Here is a 13,658-nt window from a genome sequence, read left to right as displayed (position 1 = left end):
GCGCTGAAAATGCGAGAGACGGTGTGCAGCGTCGTGCCGGTCATTTCGGCGATATCCTGGCGGGAGATCGGGAAATCGATGCGGATGCCGTCGGCTTCCTGCCGCCCGGCCTTCTTCACGAGGCGCAGAACGGTGTGCGCCACACGCCGCTCCACCTCCTGCGTCGACATTTCGCGGATGCGAGTATGCGCCTCCTCCAGCCGCTGACCGATTGTCTGCATGGCCGAAACGGCAAGGCGCGGATTATGCTCCACAAAGGTCGGCCAGAGATCAGTAGGCCAGGACAGCGTCAGGCTTTCGGCGGCGGCCACCGCGGTCCCGGGATAGTCCTCACGCTGCAGCGCCTTGGCAAAGCCGAAGAGATCACCGGGATGGACGACGCGAACAATGATCTGCTGACCATCGGGGGTAACCTGCGTCACCTTGAGCCGGCCATGCAGCAGCAGGAAGAAGTTTTCGGCCGGTTGCCCCTGTTCGAAGATGGTTTCGCCCTGGGAAACAAGACGCGAGGATGCGCAGGCGATGAGCTTGTCCAGCTCATCGTCAGCCATTTTCTCAAATAGCGGCAGAGATTTGATGACCATGCGGTCGATCTTCACCGTGCCATTCCTCCCCTCGCGCGCCATGTTCATCCAGGCCCGCGCCTGCGCTGCGAACATGTCCGCCGGCAACCTACATCCACATGCGCCGGATGGCAAAGAGCAAGGGCGAATACCAACGGTTTTCACGCACGAGGCGAAATCCGACATTGTCGGGCGGGGTGCCGACCGAGCAGCCTCCGTTCTTCGGCTCACGAATGAAGGAACTGAGCGGCGAGCGATGCTTGCCGGCGGCGATGTAGATACCGCAGGAAACGTCTGTGCCGATCTGCTTGCCCGCCTTGTCCAGATTGACCCGGCTCAGGCAGGTGGAGGTCCACTCCCAGACATTGCCACCGAAATCCGCAAGGCCGCTTTCGCTTTCGCCGAAACTGCCGAAAGGCTGCGGGCGCGGATCGCGTGACGCCTTGCGCGCCGTTTCGCGCTCGTAATCCGCCAGCCAGCGAAGCGCCGGATTGCGGCTGTCAGCGGGAATGCCGAGCGCGTCGTCGGGGTAGCGCTCACCGGCGGCAAAGGCCAGTTCCTCGTCGCTCGGCAATCGCCATATCTCGCCGGTCTTCCGCGACAGCCAGTCCGCATAGGCCATGGCATCATCAAAGCTAACGCCGGTTACGGGAATATTCGCCTGCGGTTCTCCGCGCGTATCGCGCGGCAGGCAGGCACCTTCGCCGACACAGCGATCATAATCGGCGGCACTCACCTGATATTTCATGATTTCGAGGGAGCGCCGCATGCGCCGTTCGCTCTTCGGCCCGTCCACGGCGTAATTGTCGCGATAGAATTCACCGGCTTCGCGGTACGCGAAAGAACCGGGCAGAACCGTGATCGTCCTCGTCATGGCGGTGGGAATTTCGGCAAGTGAAGCCGCCGCCGTGTTGAGAAAAAACGCGCCGCCGATCAGCACCATCATGGCAGCCGGCAGGGCGGCGACGGGAATGCGATGCGGTTTACAAGACATGATGCGCCTCCCAGACGCGAAGGGGGAAGTGACGCCGGACCGGTCGGGCTTTCCCGGTCCGGCATCTCTTCAGACCGTCAGATTGCGGTCGGCGGCTGAACCGAGGTCATCAGATCGTCGTTCCAGTCGCCGGTGACCTTGAAGTGACCAGCAGCGCCGAGTTCGAAAGCTTCGATGAGATTGTGGTTCACATAGGCGTAGATGCCGGGCTGGTGGAACGTGTAGTAGGCCACCCCCGCAGCACCGCCCGGAATGAACCAGGTTTCCTGATCGAGATCCGGCGTATTGTGGAATTTGCCAGTCGGCCAGACATAGTCGCCATGACCGCCGATGAGGTGCGGTCGCGTATCGCGGTTGGCCTGCGAATGAACGATCAGCACCCGGTCGCCAACCTTGGCGGTGAGGGCATGTTCGCCCGTCAGAGCACCCACCGCACCGTTGAACACGATATGGCTCGGCGTCAGCGTGCGCATCACGGCCAGAACATCGGCATAGGCTTCGCCGTGATCGGCATATTTCTTGTAGTTGCCGTCCTCGTCCTTCGGAACATAGAAGTCCTGCTCGCCAACGTAATAGACCTTGTCGTAAACGAGGTCGTTGCCCTTGTGGTCCTTCAGGCCATCGCGCGGCAGCACCATCATCGCGCCGTTCATGCCCGAGGTGACGTGCCACGGCACCATGCCGGGAGGGGCGCAGTGATAGACGAACACGCCGGCCTTGGTGGCCTTGAAGCGCAGAACCGTCTTTTCGCCGGGATTGACGACGGTCAGCGCACCGCCGCCGAGCGCACCGGTGGACGAGTGGAAATCGATATTGTGCTGGAGCGTATTGGTTGCTGGATTGACAAGTGTCAATTCGACATAGTCACCCTCATGCACCACCATCAGCGGGCCGGGCACAGAGCCGTTGAAGGTCATGGCATGGACTTCCGTGCCCTGGTCATCGACGACGATGGTCTTTTCCTCGATGGTCAGTGTGAACTCGACCACCTTGGGGCCGCCCTCGGCCTTCTGCGTGTGTTCGTGAACGAACGGCGGGCGCACGAGATCGGCCTTCACGCGCTTCAGCTTGGCGATATCGGCGGTTGTTGCTGCCGCATTGGTCTTGATGTCACCACCTTCCGCATGGGCTGCCTGGGGAACGGCAATGATCGGCGCCAGGGCGCCCGCAAAGGCCGCACCGGCCAGGATCGTGCGACGCGTTACCTGAAACTGCTCAGTCATCGGAAATCTCCTTCGATGCTCTCTTCGGAACGGAAACGCTCCGTTAGTTGATTGTTTTAGAAGGGTTTCGGCGACGAATGTTGCGCTGGAACAAACAACTTTTCATTGAGCCTGCGGCAATCTGGCAGGGCATGTACGCGCCGCCATGCTTGCGGTTTGGCAAAGACACATCGCATCGGAACACTAGATCAAAAAGTGAGAGCGGAATTTCAGGTGAAAACCGCACACACTTTTCGCCATCCGCTCTAAACCAGTCCCTGATCGCGAATGGAGACGACCATGAACGGAGCGCAGCAGGGGAAACGCCGAAAAGACATACCGCGCGGCCTCGGCCAGAACGGACCCGTCCTCTTCTCCTATGGCTTCAGGCCCTTCTTTTCCGGAGCCGCCCTCTGGGCCATCATCGGCATGGCGGTCTGGATTGCCGCGCTTGCAGGGCGCGCAGAAGTCGCAGTTGCCTATGGCAGCGTCGCCTGGCACGCGCATGAAATGCTTTTCGGCTTCGCCGCAGCCGTTCTCACCGGCTATCTCATGACGAGCGTGCCGAACTGGAGCGGGCACTTTCCCGTCTCCGGCTGGCCGCTGGCCCTGCTCTTTGCGTTGTGGTGCGTGGGCCGGGCGGCGCTCGCCATGTCCGACGTCATGGGGGTTGCACCCGCCATCGCACTCGATGCAACCTTCCTGCCGGTCGTCGCCCTTTTGTGCGGGCGTGAAATCGTCAGCGGCCACAAGTGGAAGGATCTGCGCCTCGTCAGCATCCTCGCCGTGCTTTCCATCGCCAATATCGCGTTCCATGCCGCCGTGCTGACCGAAACAGAGACCGGACCTTCATCCCGCCTTGCGGTGGCGCTCTATACGGCGCTGATTACGATGGTCGGCGGGCGCATGGTGCCAAGCTTTACCCGCACGGCATTGAAAGCCCGGGGAGGCGGGCCGCTGCCTGCCCCCTTCGGCGCGGTGGACAGGCTGGCCATCGCGTTGACGCTGCCGGCTCTGGCAGGCTGGGTGCTGCTGCCGGAAAGCCGGCTGACAGCAGTGCTGGCACTGATGGCGGCGGCGGCGCAAACCACGCGGGTCGTGCGCTGGCATGGCTGGCGGGTGGGAGGCGACCCCATCGCGCTGTCGCTGCACGCGGCCTACATCTTCATCCCGCTCGGCCTCGCAGGCATTTCACTGGCCGCCCTCGGTGAAGTGCCGGAAAGCGCGGCACTGCATGGCCTGACGGTCGGGGCCATCGGGGGCATGATGCTTTCGGTCATGATGCGCGCCACACGCGGCCACACCGGAAAGGCGGTGCGGGGATCGTGGGTCTCAGCCCTTGCGAGCGGCGCGCTGTTTGCCGCTGCGCTTCTGCGCCCGCTGGCCGGCTTCCTGCCGGATCAGGCGCCCGTTCTCTATGCGCTGGCAGGGATTGGCTGGATCGTGGCCTTCGGGCTTTTCGCGATCGAATACGGTCCGATGCTCGCTTTCGCCCGGCGAACACCGCTCCGGGGTCAGTCGTCCTGCGCGCCGACGCGGATCAACATGCGATAGGCGGTCCCCGTCTCATCGGTATTGCCCGCCCATTGGTGACCGCGCCGCTCCAGTTCGGCGGGCAGAAGCATCGGCTCACGGGCAAAGAGCGCAAAAAGCACCTCACCCTCTTCCATCAGATCAAGCCGCGAGAAGAGTCGCGCCATGGCATCCGGCGCTTCAAAGCCGGCAAGGTCGAGACGCCACAAGGGTTCCGGCCAGCCGGCCGCCTCCTCCGCACCCACCGAAAGCGAAACGGTGCTGACCAAAGGCGCGGAAGGGGTGAACAGCACCTCCCAGTCGCCACCTTCGATTTCCCGGACTTCGTGGGAAAAACCACGCGAGGCCATGACCTTGAACAGAGGAGCCGGCTGGAAGGTGGCGAGAAGCCGAAGCCCTTCACCCGGTGCCAGAGACTGCACCGCTTCCATGATGGCATGGAACGGCTCGCCGCCGTTGCGCAGGATGGGGCGGACATCAAGCGTCCTGCCTGAAAAGGATGTTTGCAAAGCGGCCATGGTCTCCCTCCCGGAAACGGAACAAGCGGCACTCTGGCGAGCGCCGCCTGGACTTGCAAGCGCTGCCTCATCGTCCTTTTAGGTGATGGGACCACGCATTTCTTTGCGCCAGCGCAATTCTACCGTTTGAGCCTAATGGCCGCCGCAGGTGCATTCATGGCCTTCGGCCTTGAGGCGCTCGATTTCCACGCGCCAGACATCCGGGCCGCGTTCCAGATAGGACCAGCCGAACAGGCCAGGATATTGCGAATCCAGGTGATAATGCAGCGGACGCGGATCGTGGTCGGCGGTCACTTCCATGGCATTGCCCGGCTTCAGCGCGCTCAGCATGCCGAAGATCTTCGGATGGCGCTCGGCATGGGGAATGACGCGAACATCGATGGAGGGCTTCTGGTCTGCGGTTGCGGTCATGTTGTTTTCCTTGTGCCGGGAAGGGGTTGAGACGCGGCAGCAGGCCCGGTCCCGCCGCTGCACGAAGGAGATCAGCCGGCCAGGCCGCGGTAGAGCGCCGGCAACACGGCAGGCAGCCGTCCGATGTGGGGCACGATGGCATAGCCGTTCTGGCCGAAGATCGCCGGCACATAGGCCTTGGCGTCGCGGTCGATCGTCACGGCGAAGACCCGCACGCCGAGCCTGCGCGCTTCCTGTACGGCGCGGCGCGTATCTTCGAGCGCGAAGCGGCCCTCATAGTGATCCACATCGTTCGGCTTGCCGTCGGTCAGCACCAGAAGCAGGCGCTGACGGTTGGGCTGTTCGGCAAGTTTCGCCGTCGCGTGGCGAATGGCGGGGCCAATGCGGGTGTAATAACCGGGCTTCAGCCCCTCGATACGCCGTCGCACGCCGGGCCCCATGACCTCGCCGAAATCCTTCACCGTCTCGATGCGCACCCAGTTGCGCCGGCGCGAGGTGAAGGTGAGAATGGAATGGTTGTCGCCACAGGCCGAAAGCCCCTCGGCCAGCACCGTCACCGCCTGTTTCTCGACGTCGAGCACCCGCAGATTATCGAACCAGGCATCGGTGGAAAGCGACACATCGACCAGAAGCGTCACCGCGAGATCATGCGCCAGCGGCCGGCTCATGCGGTGGATGCGATCCGAGCCCTCGCCGCTGGCGGCAAGGTCCGAACGGCGGCGCACCACGGCGTCGAGATCGAGTTCGGGACCGTCGATCTGGCCGGAGAGCCATTCGCGGCGCGGACGCAGCACCTCGAACTGGCGGCGCACGCGGCGAATGAGCCGGCGCGTCTCCTCGGTTTCGGGCGCACTTGTGTCGGCTTCCGCCGCAGGTGCGGCCAGAACCCGGCAATAATCCCTGAGATAGGCGCCGCTGCGGTAATCCCATTCGGGATAGGTGAGTTCGGCGGTGAGCGCGGTGCGGTCGAGCGCTTCCGGCGGCAGATCGAGATCGAAGCGGAACCGGGCAGACGGGCGGCCCTGACGTTCGCCAAGTGTCATGTCATCCAGCTCTTCGGCAGCGGCGGCGTCGTGGTCGTCGCTGTCATCGCCGGGGCGATCGACATTGACCATCTCGGCCATGGCGAGAATTTTCTCGAACCGGTTGAGAATAAAGGGGCTGCGCTCGTTCTTGCGATCCGCCCCCTTTTCGCGAATGGCGATGTGGCGGCCGGTGGCCATGTCCTCGCGGGCGCTGCCGGAAACCGGCTGATCGTTTTCATCGCCGCGCGCCTCGCTCTCCTCACGCGCCAGCGCATCGGGCCACAACGGCACAGGCAGAAGCGGCAGATAGCCGGGCGGCGCCTTGGCGGGCAGGATGGCCGGCAGGTGAAGCGGCGCAAGCCCCGCACCATGGCGCAGAAGATCGACCACCCGTTCCTCAACCATCTGCTCCACACGGGGCAGCTTGCCGCGTCGTCGCTCGCAAAGCAGCGCAAGGCAGAGCCGTGCATAGCGATCCTTCAGGCCGGGAAAGGTCGCAAGCACCGCATCCGCCGTTTCGATGCCGCGGGCAATGCGGGCCAGATCCCGCCGCAGCGGGTCGGTCTCCGTCACCGGGTCCGGGCGCTGAACGGCGAAGGCCGCGGCAAGCCAGAGGTAGAGGTCGCGGTTCAACGCCTCTTCCGGCAGAAGATCGAGCACCGGCGGCAACATCAGCGCCGCATCGTCGCGGGCAGGGTGAACCAGCTTTTCCTCGCCCAACCCCATGCGCTGGCGAAGATTGAGCCGGTGCGCCGAGGTTCGTCCGCGCGCCGGCACAAGCTGCACCGCCGCCTCTCCCCCGAACCCGCGAAACAGCACGGCGAGCATGGGCCGGATATCCTCCAGCCGCACCGCCGCCGCCTCATAACGCGGCCAGGTGCGGGTGTTGCCGGCAAAGGCGTGCCAGGCGCGGCCCACCGTTTCCTCAAGTTCGAGAAAGTCGAGCATCGCACTCTCCTCAGCGCAGGATGGAGCCGGTCAGTTCGATGAGCGCGGCGCGCACGTCCGGCTCGTCGGTCAGCGGTTCGATCATCGCCGAACGCACGGCCTCGCGAACCGGCAGGCCGGCATCGATGAGGCTGGCGCAATAGACGAGCAGGCGGGTCGACACGCCTTCTTCGAGATCGACGCCCTTGAGTGCCCTCAGCCGCCTTGCAAGGTCGACGAGCGGTGCGACCCCTGCAGCATCGAGGCCGCTTTCGGCGCTTACCACCTCGATTTCGCGCTCGCGCGGCAAGAAATCGAATTCGATAGCGACGAAGCGCTGGCGGGTGGAGGGTTTCAGCGCCTTCAGAAGGTTCTGGTAGCCGGGATTATAGGAAACGACGAGCATGAAGGAGACGGGGGCGGCCAGTTCCTCACCGGTACGCTCCAGCGGCAGAATGCGGCGGTCGTCGGTGAGCGGGTGCAGCACCACCGCCACATCCTTGCGCGCTTCCACCACCTCGTCGAGATAGCAGATGCCACCGTCGCGCACGGCCCGCGTCAACGGTCCATCGCTCCACACGGTATCGCCACCCTTCAGCAGATAGCGGCCGGTGAGATCGGCAGCAGTCAGGTCGTCATGGCAGGAGACGGTGGTCAGCGGCAGGCCGAGTTTCGCGGCCATATGGGCGACGAAACGGGTCTTGCCGCAGCCGGTCGGGCCTTTCAGCAAAAGCGGAAGCTGGCGGGTCCAGGCGGTTTCGAACAGCGCGCATTCGTTGCCGTTCGGGGCGTAGGCGGGAACATCCGGGACGGACGGCCTGAGCATGACATTCATCGGACGGATCCTTTTGAAAAGAGCAAAGCGGAAGGGGCGGGTCGTCACGGACGCGGAGAGCACCCGCCCCTTCCATTCCCGTTTTCAGGGAATGCGAACGGTCATTCCGCCGGTTCGGCGAGACCTTCGATCTGCGGCTGGCGATTGCGGCCGGGCACGAGAACCGCCCAGATGAACATCAGCGCGGAGATGACCACGAAGACGCCGGAGCCGAGGCGGATCCAGTAGAAGACGGCGAGCTGGTCCTGCGTATCCATGAAGCTTTCGCCGAGGATGCGCTGCATCTGGATCTGCACGACACCGGCAAAGGTCAGCGCGAAGGTCATGACCGACATGGCCGTGCACATGATCCAGAAGCTGGCGATCGAGAGCCACTGGTTGAACGGTGCGCGACCGCGGATTTCCGGAATGGCATAGGCCATCATCGCAAGGTTCAGCATCACATAGGCGCCGAAGAAGGCAAGGTGACCGTGGGCCGCCGTCAACTGCGTGCCGTGGCTGTAGTAATTGACAGAGGACAGCGTGTGCAGGAAACCCCAGACGCCGGCCCCGAAGAAGGCCATGACCGAGCAGCCGAGCGACCACAGAAGAGCGGCCTTGTTCGGGTGCTTGCGGCCAGCCTTCCACGTCATGACAAAGGTGAAGATGACCATGGTGAAGAAGGGGGCCACTTCAAGCGTCGAGAACAGCGAGCCGATCCACTGCCAGTAACCCGGTGCGCCGATCCAGTAATAGTGGTGGCCGGTGCCGAGAATGCCGGAAAAGAGCGCAAGGCCGACGATGACATAGAGCCACTTCTCGACCACTTCGCGGTCGATGCCATTGAGCTTGATCATCAGGAAGGCCAAAACCGAGGCCATGATGAGTTCCCACACGCCTTCCACCCACAGGTGAACGACATACCACCAGTACATCTTGTCGAGCGCGAGGTTGGCCGGATTGTAGAAGGCAAAGAGAAAGAAGATCGCCACGCCCCAAAGCCCGAAGACGAGGATGTTGGTGACCACCGTCTTGCGCCCCTTCAGGATGGTCATGGTGACGTTGTAGAGGAACATCAGGCAGACGATGACAATGCCGACCTTGATCGGGAAAGGCTGTTCGAGGAACTCGCGGCCCTCATGAATGCGGAACATATAGCCGACCACGGCGACGGCCGCCGCAATCAGGAAGATCCAGAACTGCGCGATCGCCAGTTTCGGGCTGTGCAGTTCGTTTTCAGTTTCTTCGGGCAGAAGATAATAGGTCGTGCCCATGAAGCCGATCAGCAGCCAGACGATGAGCGCGTTGGTGTGGATCATGCGCACCAGGTTGAAGGGCAGAAGCTCCGACAGCGTGTTGGGCAGGACATAGATGGTGCCGGCAACGAGACCGAACGTCACCTGGGCGAGGAAGAGGCCGAGCGCGCCGTAAAAATACAGCATCGCGACCTTCTGGGTCTGGTATTTCATCATGATACTCCTTCAGGTCACGCAGCGCTCAACCGGCGTCGTTCGGCGGCCAGTTCTGGGTCTTGATCTTGCTGGTCCATTCGAGGAAGTCGGCGAGATCGTTGATCTCATCGTCGGTCAGGTGGAACTGCGGCATCTGCCGCCGGCCCTCGATGCCGGAGGGCTGGGCGGCCATCCAGGCGCGCAGCGTCTCGCGCGCGCTTTCCGGGTCGCCATCGCCGCCCCAGCGCTTCCAGACATTGCCGAGTTCGGGCGCGAAATAGGCGCCTTCACCAAGCAGCGTATGACAGTTGATGCAGGAATTGCGTTCCCACACATGCTTGCCGCGAGCGACAGCCGCCGTCAGTTTGGTCTCGTCGGTGGAGGTCGTACGCATGTAGTAATGGCTATGCGCCGTCAGCCCGACGAAGATGGTGAAGAAGAAGAGGGAGCCGCCGTAAAACACGTTGCGGGCTCCGGTCTTGGTTAGGCGCTCTGCCATCCCGTGATCCTTTCGCTTGGCCGCGCCACAGAAGCGGCCCCCGGCCTGAAATCCCCCGTCGAAAGCTGAGACCTCAGTCCTTCCGGGATGGTTTCTTTTAAGGAGACCGGAAAACTCTTCTTTGCGTTTCGGCAAAGACGAAGGCGGTTGGTTCAGGGAACCAGCAGAAAGCGGCCGAAGGCGAAGGCGAGAAGCAGGCCACACCAGGCAAGGCAGGCCGCCGCCATGCCGCGGCCCCGGCCGCGCAGGCCCATGAAATCGAGAAGCACCAGCCGGCCCTTGGCGAAGGCCAGCGCAAGGATGAGCGCGACCGCCAGCGTGTGGCGACCGGCAAGCGCTGCAAGGGCTGCGCCGAGGCCAGCCATGGCGAGAAGGGCGATATAGGAGCGCATGAGGAGGCGTTGCATCAGCATCAGACCAGGTAGATCACGGGAAACATGACGATCCAGATGAGATCGACGGCATGCCAGAGCGTGGTGATGAGATGCACGTTGGCCCGTGACGGGCGCACCGCGACAACGACAATCACCAGCGCTCCGAACAGCACGTGCAGCAGGTGAAAGCCGGTGATGAGAAAATAAAGCTCGAAAAAGGACGCGACCGCCGCGTCGCCGGTAAACCCGATCTCGCCTGCATATTCATGCAGCTTCACCACCACGAAGGCAAGGCCCGCCAGCGCAGCGAAGACGAGCGGCCATCTTGCCTTGTCCGGATCGCGGGCTGCCACGGCTGCCTGCCAGCCACTCGTCAGAAGGATCATCGTGTTGAGCGCGGCAAGGCCGGGGCTGAGTTGCGCTTTCGCCAGCAGAACCGCTTCCGGTTCAAACAGCGAGCGAATGAGAAAAGCCGCCAGCAGCACGCCGAAGGCTGCCAGTTCGCTCCATACCAGAATCCACAGAAGGAGATCGCCTTCGCCCTCCCCGCCTGCTGCCGCGTGTCCGTCGTCATTCAACATTGCCATGGCGGGGACTTAGCGCGAACGAGCGCCGCGCTCTTTGCGCGCCCGCAAAGAACAAAACCACGCAAAGCGCAATATGCCGCCAACGAAAGGAACCCTTCCATGAGCGATGCACAGATCGGCCTTCTGGTCGCCACGCCCATCATCATCGGCTTTGCGCTCGTGCTTTACCGCATGGGCGTGCTGCAACGCGCCGGCACGCTTTCGGCGGTCATTACTTCTGTCGCCATTGCAGCCGTCCTGTTCGTCAGCCAGTAGGAGCCCGCCATGACCCACACGGATATAGATGCCCCAAGCCTGAACCGGCTGGAAACCGACCACATGGCGCTGCTGGCGCTGTGCCTGCGGCTGGAAGAAGCCGCCGACAGTTTCGAAACGCCCGATGCAGGACAGGATGTCGCTGCGCTGGCAGAAGAACTGACCCCCTTTCTTTCGGCGGCGCAGGACCTGGAGGAGACCCGGCTCTTTCCCGATTTCGACCGGCATGCCGGCTCCTGTTTCGGGGCCATGCTGATCGAGCAACTCAAGGCCGAACACCGCTACGACCGCTTCGCGGCGCAGGAACTTTCCCAGACCCTGAAAGCCCTGATGGAACAGCGCTGCCCGCTGCCACTTGCCACGGTGACCGCTATGATGCGGGGTTTTGCCGAGACATTGCGCCGGCACCTGCATGCCGAAACGCTGATGATCGAGACCCTTCTGGCGGCGAAGGCGGAAGGGCGGGAGATCTTCGCGTGATCCTGCTTTCCCTCGCGCTCGCCATCTTTCTGGCGCTGCATTCCGTTCCGGCCATTCCGGCTCTGCGCACCGGCGCCATCATGGTCATGGGGCGGCGCACCTATCTCGCGGTCTATTCGCTGGTCTCACTGCTGTCGCTCGGCTTCGTCTTTCATGCCGGGCTCAACACGCCCTATGTGGAACTGTGGGCACCCGCCGGTTGGCAGGCGGCAATCACGCTGGTTGCCGCGCCCATCGGTCTCTTCCTTGTGCTGGCCGGGCTCATTTCACCCAATCCGCTTTCCATCACGCTGCGGAGCGGGCCGGTGCCGGGCGCCATCACCAGGCTGACCCGCCACCCCGTTCTCTGGGGCTTCACCCTCTGGGCCTTCGGTCATCTCGCCATCAATGGCGATCTCCGCTCGCTGGTCCTGTTCGGCGGGCTCGGCCTGTTTTCCCTTGCCGGCTTTCCCATGCTCGACAGGCGGGCGAAAAAACGCTTCGGCCCGGTTTGGCCGGCCATGACGGACACCGCACCGCTTCTGGCCCGCACAACGACCGGGCTCGGCTTCGACCGCCCGATGTGGATCGCGATCGCGCTGACCATCGCCACCACAATCGCGCTTCTGGCCGGCGGCCATGCCGCGCTGTTCGGCGCCGACCCGCTGACCGCCCTTGCCTATTGACCGGTGCGTTCTTTGCGCCGGCACAAAGAGCGACCCCGGGCGCGGCCCTAATAGATGACTTAATCATTCATCTTATGGAGCCCGCCATGATCCAGCCGACCTTGCCGACCCGCCGCGCTCTGGTGCTTTCCGGTCTCGCCGGGGCGCTGGCCATGCCCTTCCTTCACCGTGCAAGGGCGCAATCGCTGGAAACATTCACGCTTTTCGGCCCGCCCGCCGGTCCATCGATCACGCTTGCCCATGCGGTGGCCGAAGGCAGGCTTCGCGCCATCGCCGACCGGGTGGATTTCAAGGTGTGGCGCACCCCGGACGAGATGCGCGCCGGGCTGACGTCCGGCACCATGCAGGCGGTGGTGATGCCAGTGACGACGGCCGCAAATCTGCACACGCGCGGGCTTGGCGTGAAGCTCGCCAACGTCATGACCAACGGCCTGCTCTATGTGATCTCGACCGACCCCACCGTAATGGGCCTGGACGACCTCCGCGGACGACGGGTGACTGTGCCCTTCGCCAACGACACGCCGGAACTGGTGTTCGACGCCGTTCTCGCCCGTCACAGCTTGACGGATCAGGTGACGGTGGATCGCTCCGGTTCACCCATCGAGGCGATCCAGATGTTGCTTGCGGGGCGCATCGAAACAGCGCTGGTGCCGGAACCGGCTGCCGCCGCCGCCATCTTCAAGGGCAAGGCATCGGGCAGGAGCGTCTATCGGTCATTCGACATGCAGGTGCAATGGGGGGCTCTGACCGGGCTTGGCCCGATCATGCCACAGGCAGGGCTGGCCTTCAGCGCCGCCTTTCTCAATGACCATGCGGAGCAGATTGAACCGCTGCTTGCCGCGCTTGAACGAGCAACCGACGAGGTGAATGCCAACCCGGCGCGGGCGGCGGGCCATGCAGCCTCTGCGCTGGATCTGCCCTGGCCGGTGATCGAACAGGCCATCCCCACGTCCAATCTCGTCGCCACCCGCGCCCGCACGGCACGCCCGGCCATTGAGGCGCTGCTCGCCGCCGTCGCAAAGGTCAACCCGGCGATGATCGGCGGGCGGATGCCGGATGAAACGCTTTATCTCTGAGATCCCGCCATGCTGAGCTTCGCTGCCCGCAGCGGCCGTTTTCTCTGGTCCGGCTGGGCCGGACTATCCGGGCTTTGCCTGTTCGCCGCGCTGTGGCAGGCGGGACATGAAGCCTATGGCAGCTTCATTCTGCCTGCGCCCGACGAAACCATCCGCGCGACGTTCACTCTTCTGCAAAATCCGCGGAATCTGGCGCTCGTGCTGGAAACCGGCAAGCGCGCCCTTGCCGGTTTTCTTGCCGCCTTGGCCCTCGGAACGCTGACCGGCGTCATTGCCGGGTTTCA

16 protein-coding genes and 1 pseudogene are annotated in these 13,658 nt (G+C 63.5%); 6 read left to right on the top strand and 11 right to left on the bottom strand.

The genetic code is table 11. The features are described 5' to 3' along the window. From GGQ66_RS22365 to nirK, 3 genes are all read right to left on the bottom strand, one after another. The coding region (locus GGQ66_RS22365) for a Crp/Fnr family transcriptional regulator (protein WP_183795875.1) at positions 1-599 on the bottom strand (599 nt) is incomplete at its 3' end. Between the two features lie 73 nt (positions 600-672). After that, a complete protein-coding gene (locus tag GGQ66_RS22360; RefSeq protein WP_183795873.1) occupies positions 673-1,557 on the bottom strand; it encodes an SUMF1/EgtB/PvdO family nonheme iron enzyme in 885 nt (294 codons plus the stop codon). A gap of 77 nt (positions 1,558-1,634) precedes the next feature. Then, complete coding sequence (nirK, locus tag GGQ66_RS22355) at positions 1,635-2,780, bottom strand: copper-containing nitrite reductase (RefSeq protein ID WP_183795871.1); 1,146 nt, start codon at positions 2,778-2,780, stop codon at positions 1,635-1,637. A gap of 279 nt (positions 2,781-3,059) precedes the next feature. Here nirK and GGQ66_RS22350 point away from each other — a divergent pair, with 279 nt between their 5' ends. Continuing rightward, entirely contained in the window at positions 3,060-4,313 is a 1,254-nt protein-coding gene (locus GGQ66_RS22350; RefSeq protein ID WP_183795869.1) for an NnrS family protein, read from the top strand. On the opposite strand, the gene GGQ66_RS22345 is transcribed toward GGQ66_RS22350, so the two are convergent. From GGQ66_RS22345 to GGQ66_RS22310, 8 genes are all read right to left on the bottom strand, one after another. Then, on the bottom strand, positions 4,274-4,810 hold the full coding sequence (locus tag GGQ66_RS22345; protein WP_183795867.1) for a DUF2249 domain-containing protein: 537 nt from the start codon (positions 4,808-4,810) through the stop codon (positions 4,274-4,276). The two genes, GGQ66_RS22350 and GGQ66_RS22345, sit on opposite strands and share 40 nt — an antisense overlap. A gap of 132 nt (positions 4,811-4,942) precedes the next feature. Beyond that, entirely contained in the window at positions 4,943-5,221 is a 279-nt protein-coding gene (locus GGQ66_RS22340; protein ID WP_183795865.1) for a DUF2249 domain-containing protein, read from the bottom strand. Between the two features lie 71 nt (positions 5,222-5,292). Then, positions 5,293-7,194, bottom strand: coding sequence for a nitric oxide reductase activation protein NorD (locus tag GGQ66_RS22335; RefSeq protein ID WP_183795863.1), 1,902 nt, complete (start codon positions 7,192-7,194; stop codon positions 5,293-5,295). A 10-nt stretch (positions 7,195-7,204) separates the two neighbouring features. After that, positions 7,205-8,008, bottom strand: coding sequence for a CbbQ/NirQ/NorQ/GpvN family protein (locus GGQ66_RS22330; RefSeq protein ID WP_183795861.1), 804 nt, complete (start codon positions 8,006-8,008; stop codon positions 7,205-7,207). A 101-nt stretch (positions 8,009-8,109) separates the two neighbouring features. Further along, a complete protein-coding gene (locus tag GGQ66_RS22325) occupies positions 8,110-9,456 on the bottom strand; it encodes a nitric-oxide reductase large subunit (protein WP_183795859.1) in 1,347 nt (448 codons plus the stop codon). Between the two features lie 28 nt (positions 9,457-9,484). Further along, the gene (locus tag GGQ66_RS22320; protein ID WP_183795857.1) at positions 9,485-9,937 is read right to left on the bottom strand and encodes a c-type cytochrome; all 453 of its coding nucleotides are present in this window, start codon (positions 9,935-9,937) and stop codon (positions 9,485-9,487) included. A gap of 152 nt (positions 9,938-10,089) precedes the next feature. Beyond that, positions 10,090-10,344: a cytochrome C oxidase subunit IV family protein gene (locus GGQ66_RS22315; RefSeq protein ID WP_183795855.1), complete on the bottom strand. Its 255-nt coding sequence runs from the start codon at positions 10,342-10,344 to the stop codon at positions 10,090-10,092. Between the two features lie 5 nt (positions 10,345-10,349). Continuing rightward, entirely contained in the window at positions 10,350-10,898 is a 549-nt protein-coding gene (locus GGQ66_RS22310; RefSeq protein WP_183795853.1) for a cytochrome c oxidase subunit 3, read from the bottom strand. Positions 10,899-10,997: 99 nt separating this feature from the next. Between GGQ66_RS22310 and GGQ66_RS22305 the strand changes: the two genes are divergently transcribed. The 5 genes and pseudogenes from GGQ66_RS22305 to GGQ66_RS22285 all read left to right on the top strand — a co-directional run. Further along, the gene (locus GGQ66_RS22305; protein WP_183795851.1) at positions 10,998-11,153 is read left to right on the top strand and encodes a hypothetical protein; all 156 of its coding nucleotides are present in this window, start codon (positions 10,998-11,000) and stop codon (positions 11,151-11,153) included. A 9-nt stretch (positions 11,154-11,162) separates the two neighbouring features. Beyond that, positions 11,163-11,633, top strand: a complete 471-nt coding sequence (locus GGQ66_RS22300; RefSeq protein WP_183795849.1) for a hemerythrin domain-containing protein — start codon at positions 11,163-11,165, stop codon at positions 11,631-11,633. Next, a complete protein-coding gene (locus GGQ66_RS22295) occupies positions 11,630-12,298 on the top strand; it encodes an NnrU family protein (protein WP_183795847.1) in 669 nt (222 codons plus the stop codon). Before GGQ66_RS22300 ends, GGQ66_RS22295 begins: the two co-directional genes overlap by 4 nt. A gap of 86 nt (positions 12,299-12,384) precedes the next feature. After that, positions 12,385-13,374, top strand: coding sequence for an ABC transporter substrate-binding protein (locus GGQ66_RS22290; protein ID WP_183795845.1), 990 nt, complete (start codon positions 12,385-12,387; stop codon positions 13,372-13,374). Between the two features lie 9 nt (positions 13,375-13,383). Beyond that, positions 13,384-13,658, top strand: a pseudogene (locus GGQ66_RS22285) (ABC transporter permease); the annotation flags it as partial.

It is taken from the genome of Allorhizobium borbori, from assembly GCF_014196535.1.
GTDB lineage: Bacteria > Pseudomonadota > Alphaproteobacteria > Rhizobiales > Rhizobiaceae > Ectorhizobium > Ectorhizobium borbori.
Note: the sequence above shows the minus strand (reverse complement) of the source record. Positions and strands in the feature narration are given on the sequence as shown.